The following is a 4708-nucleotide window of genomic DNA, read 5'->3' as shown; positions in this document are numbered from 1 at the left end:
GGCCGGCCTGGCCGCCGTCTGCGCGCTGGCGGCGCTCCGCACGCCGGGGCGCAGCCTCGCGGCCGTACCCGCGATGGTGGTGATGGCCGCGTCCACGGTCGACATGGTCCTGCCGAACGCGCACCTTCTCAGTCCACTGGCCTGGGCCGCGCTGCTGGTCGGCGCCGCGCTGGTCGCGCTCCTCGACCGACGCCGGCGGGTCGCCGCGGCCCACCACTCGGCGGGGCTGCTGCTGATGGCGGTGATGTGGGCCGGGATGCTGTCGGTCGCGGTGCCGGGCGGCGGCCCCGAGGGAGGCAACGCCTTCGCCGCCGCGTCAGCGTCCGGGCTGTCGGCCGCCGGAGTGTCGCTGTCGGCCGCCGGAGTGTCGGTGTCGGCCGCCGCCGCGTCGGCATCCGCGGCAGGGCACTCCGTGCACGCACTGGCGTGGAGCGGCGGCGGAGCGCTGCTGGGCTGGCTGGTGGTGGCGGCATCCGTCGCCCTGGCGGCCAGTGCCGTGCGCGCCGCGAATCGCCGCACCGGGTGGCGGGGAGCCGGCGTTGCTGACAGGCTGGAGGCGACCCAGCACGTGAGCATGGCGCTGGGAATGGCTGCCATGGCCGCCGGGATGCTCCTGCCGTTGCCCTGGCCGTGAACAGCGGCCCGGCCGATTCCCCGGGCCGCCCACGCTGCCGGCCACACTGCCTTGGATAGAATTCGACCGTCACTCGACGGGCGCACACAAGTATGGGAGATCCTATGACGCATGTCACCGAAGCCGAACTGCTCCAGCACGTTCCAGGCGAGCTGTTCATCAACGGCAAATGGGTCCCGGCCGCCGATTTGGCCACCCTGACCGTGCACGACCCGGCCACCGGCAAGGTCATCAAGACGATCGCCGACGCGGGCGTCGCGGATGGCGCGGCGGCCCTCGACGCGGCCGTCGCGGCGCAGGCCGGCTGGGCGGCCACCCCGCCCCGGGTGCGCGGCGAGATCCTCCGCCGAGCCTTCGACCTGCTGCAGGAACGCAAGCACGAGTTCGCGCTGCTGATGACCATCGAGATGGGCAAGCCGCTCGCCGAGGCCTACGGTGAGGTGGCCTACGGCGGCGAGTTCCTGCGCTGGTTCAGCGAGGAGGCCGTGCGCATCACCGGCCGGTACGGCACCAACCCGGAGGGCTCCGGTCGCATGATCGTGTCCCAGCACCCGGTCGGGCCGTGCTTCCTGATCACCCCGTGGAACTTCCCGCTCGCGATGGCGACTCGCAAGATCGCCCCGGCACTCGCCGCGGGCTGCACCGTCGTGATCAAGCCGGCCGAGCTGACGCCGCTGACCACCCTGTTCTTCGTCCGGCTGCTCGAGGAAGTGGGCCTGCCGGCCGGCGTCGTCAACGTGATCACGACTTCGTCCTCGGCCGCGGTCTCCGGGCCGATCATCGCCGATCCGCGCCTGCGCAAGCTCAGCTTCACCGGGTCGACGCCGGTCGGGCAGAGGCTGATCCAGCAGTCCGCCCAGGGCGTGCTGCGCACCTCGATGGAGCTCGGCGGCAACGCCCCCTTCGTCGTCTTCGAGGACGCCGACCTGGACAAGGCCGTGGCCGGCGCGATCGCCGCGAAGTTCCGCAACGTGGGTCAGGCCTGCACCGCGGCCAACCGGTTCATCGTGCACCGGTCCATCGCCGACGAATTCGCCCGCCGGATCACCAGGAAGGTCGCCGGCTTCACGGTCGGCCGCGGCACCGAGGAGGGCGTCACCATCGGCCCGCTGATCAACCAGGCCGCCATCGAGAAGGCCGACACGCTCGTGCAGGACGCGCTCGGCAGGGGGGCGACGCTGCTGACCGGCGGGTCCGCCATCGCCGGGCCCGGAACGTTCTACCAGCCCACGGTGATCTCCGGCGTTCAGCCGGGCAGCGACATCCTGCGCGACGAGATCTTCGGGCCGGTGCTGGCGATCTCCTCGTTCGACGACGAGGACGACGCCGTCCGGCTCGCCAATGACACCGAATACGGGCTGGTCGGCTACGTGTTCACCCGGGACCTGGCCCGCGGGCACCGGATGATCGAACGCCTGCACACGGGCATGATGGGCCTCAACGTTGGCGTGCTCTCCAACGCGGCGGCGCCGTTCGGCGGGGTCAAACAGTCCGGCCTGGGCCGCGAGGGCGGACTCGAGGGCATCCACGAGTACCTCTCGACCAAGTACACCCTCCTCCCGGACCCCTTCCTCGACTGAAGGGGGCCCCGTCGGCCCGGCCCGTCCCGGTTGTTCCCGCCGCCACGTGCATAACTCCTGCAATCCGGACCGGCTGCGGCTGCGCGCCCCGGAATCATGCGGATGTCGAGCCGGCCCGGCAGGATCTGCAGGAGTTATGCACGGTCGGTCGGCAGGACGGGGGCGGCCGCCCTCGGAGGGGCGCGGCTAGACTTTGCGGATGCCCGTCATCGAGATCAGCGACCTCAGCGATCCGAGGCTGGTCGACTACGCCCACCTGACCGATGTCGCCCTGAAAAAGGCGCGCGGCACCGAGCACGGCCTGTATATAGCCGAATCGGCATTGGTCCTGGAGCGAGCCCTGCGGGCCGGGCATCGGCCGCGGTCGGTGCTGGCACTCGGCAATACCGTCGAGGAGGCGCGGGGACTCGTCGGCGAGGACGTGCCCGTGTTCGTCGGCCCGGGGGAGCTGCTCGCGGAGCTGACCGGGTACGTCCTGCACCGCGGTGTGATCGCGGCGATGCACCGCCCCGAACTGCCCGCCCCCGACGCGCTGCTCGCCGGTGCCCGCCGGATCGTGATCCTCGAGAACGTCTCCGACCCCACCAACGTCGGCGCGATCTTCCGCTCGGCCGGGGCGATCGGCGCGGACGCGATCCTGGTCACGCCGCGCTGCTCCGACCCGTTCTACCGCCGGGCCATCCGGGTGTCGATGGGCACCGTGCTGCAGGTTCCCTGGACCCGCGTCGGCGACTGGCCGAGCACCCGCACGCTGCTGGACCGGCACGGATTCCACGTGGCGGCCCTCGCCCTGGCCGAGGACGCCGTGAGCCTGCGCGAGTTCCGCGGGACCGACCACGAGCGGCTGGCGTTGCTGCTGGGCGCGGAGGGTGAGGGGCTCACCGCCGGCGCGCTCGCGGCATCCGACAGCATCGTGCAGATCCCGATGAAGCACGGCATCGACTCGCTCAACGTCGCCGCCGCCAGCGCCGTGGCGATGTGGGCGCTCTCGGGCTGACCCGAGAGCACCAGTGCGGTGGCACGCGGATGCCGACCGAGACGTCCTGAGTCAGCCACACTCGCCGGGCGCGCGGGACCGGCGCCCGCACGGCGTCGGCACGGAAGCCTAGGCTGAGGGCATGAGCAATGATGCTGTCATCGTCGATGTCGTACGCACCGCGTCGGGGCGGGGCAAGCCGGGGGGCGCCCTGTCGGGCGTGCACCCGGCCGACCTGCTGGCCGGCGTGCTGCGCGAACTGGTCAGCCGCAACGACCTCGACCCGGCGCTCGTCGAGGACGTGATCGGCGGCTGCGTCAGCCAGGTCGGCGAACAGAGCTACAACGTGGTGCGCACCGCGCTGCTGAGCGCCGGGTTCCCCGAGTCGGTGCCGGGCACCACCATCGACCGGCAGTGCGGCTCCAGCCAGCAGGCGGCCGCGTTCGCCGCGCAGGCGGTCATGTCCGGCAGCTGCGACGTCGTCATCGCCTGCGGCGTCGAATCGATGAGCCGGGTGCCGCTGGGCTCCTCCCTCGGCTCGAAGCCGGCAGGCGAGGGCACGCCCGGCGCCGACGGGCACGGCCGGTCCGCCGGCCAGGACCCGCACGGCGCCCTGATGCACGCCCGCTACCCGCGGGGCCTGGTGAACCAGGGGGTCTCGGCCGAGCTGATCAACCGGCAGTGGCGGCTCGGCCGCGGCGAACTGGATGCCTTCGCCGCCCGCTCGCACCGTCTCGCCGCCGCCGCGGCCGAACGCGGCGACTTCGACGGCGAGCTCCGGCCGACCACCCTGCCCGACGGCCGGGTCGTCACCGACGACGAGACCATCCGCCCCGGCACCACCCTCGACTCCCTCGCCGCGCTGCCGCCGGCGTTCCGCACCGACGCGCTCGCCGCCCGGTTCCCGAAACTCGACTGGCACATCACCGCGGGCAACTCCTCGCCGCTCACCGACGGGGCCTCCGCCGCCCTGATCATGAGCGCGAAACGGGCCGCCCGGCTCGGCCTCAACCCACGGGCCCGGTTCCACCGCTTCGCGGTCACCGGAAGCGACCCGCACCTGATGCTGACCGGGGTGATCCCGGCCACCCGGCGCATCCTCGAACGCTCCGGCCTCGGCATCGACGACCTCGACGCCTACGAGGTCAACGAGGCGTTCGCCAGCGTGCCGCTCGTCTGGCTGCGCGAGATGGGCGCCGACCCGGCCCTGCTCAACCCGCGCGGCGGCGCGATCGCGCTCGGCCACGCGCTCGGCTCGTCCGGCACCCGCCTGCTCGGCACCCTGCTCAACCACCTCGAACTCACCGGCGGGCGGTGGGGCCTGCAGACCATGTGCGAGGGCGGCGGCATGGCCAACGCCACCATCATCGAGAGGCTCTGATGCGCATCGACGGATGCTCCGCGCTCGTCACCGGCGCGGCATCCGGCCTCGGCCTGGCCACCGCCCGCGCCCTCGCCGCGGCCGGCGCGGCGGTCGTGCTGCTCGACCTGCCCGGCTCCCCGGGGGAGCAGGCGGCC

Annotated in this window: 5 protein-coding genes; all 5 read left to right on the top strand. The window is 72.9% G+C overall.

All coding sequences use genetic code 11. The features are described from left to right. Positions 1-634: hypothetical protein (locus tag E3T48_RS16675; RefSeq protein WP_198417629.1), on the top strand; the 634-nt coding region annotated here is incomplete at its 5' end. Between the two features lie 104 nt (positions 635-738). After that, positions 739-2214 (top strand): NAD-dependent succinate-semialdehyde dehydrogenase, encoded by a 1476-nt coding sequence (locus tag E3T48_RS06010; RefSeq protein WP_134522920.1) that lies wholly within the window; start codon positions 739-741, stop codon positions 2212-2214. 199 nt (positions 2215-2413) lie between these two features. After that, positions 2414-3211, top strand: coding sequence for a TrmH family RNA methyltransferase (locus E3T48_RS06005; RefSeq protein WP_134522919.1), 798 nt, complete (start codon positions 2414-2416; stop codon positions 3209-3211). Between the two features lie 121 nt (positions 3212-3332). Then, positions 3333-4571, top strand: coding sequence for a thiolase family protein (locus E3T48_RS06000; RefSeq protein WP_134522918.1), 1239 nt, complete (start codon positions 3333-3335; stop codon positions 4569-4571). After that, positions 4571-4708, top strand: a 138-nt coding sequence (locus E3T48_RS05995) for an SDR family NAD(P)-dependent oxidoreductase (protein WP_134522917.1), incomplete at its 3' end; no start/stop codon positions are given. The genes E3T48_RS06000 and E3T48_RS05995, both read left to right, overlap by 1 nt.

Origin of the sequence: Cryobacterium fucosi, from assembly GCF_004403515.1 — a bacterium.
Classification (GTDB): Bacteria; Actinomycetota; Actinomycetes; order Actinomycetales; family Microbacteriaceae; genus Cryobacterium; species Cryobacterium fucosi.
This window is presented reverse-complemented; position numbering and strand designations above follow the sequence as displayed.

Bases quoted from the DNA above. Each gene is read 5' to 3' on its own strand.
- E3T48_RS06010 (WP_134522920.1), top strand. From the start codon at position 739: ATGACGCATGTCACCGAAGCCGAACTGCTCCAGCACGTTCCAGGCGAG.
- E3T48_RS06005 (WP_134522919.1), top strand. From the start codon at position 2,414: ATGCCCGTCATCGAGATCAGCGACCTCAGCGATCCGAGGCTGGTCGAC.
- E3T48_RS06000 (WP_134522918.1), top strand. From the start codon at position 3,333: ATGAGCAATGATGCTGTCATCGTCGATGTCGTACGCACCGCGTCGGGG.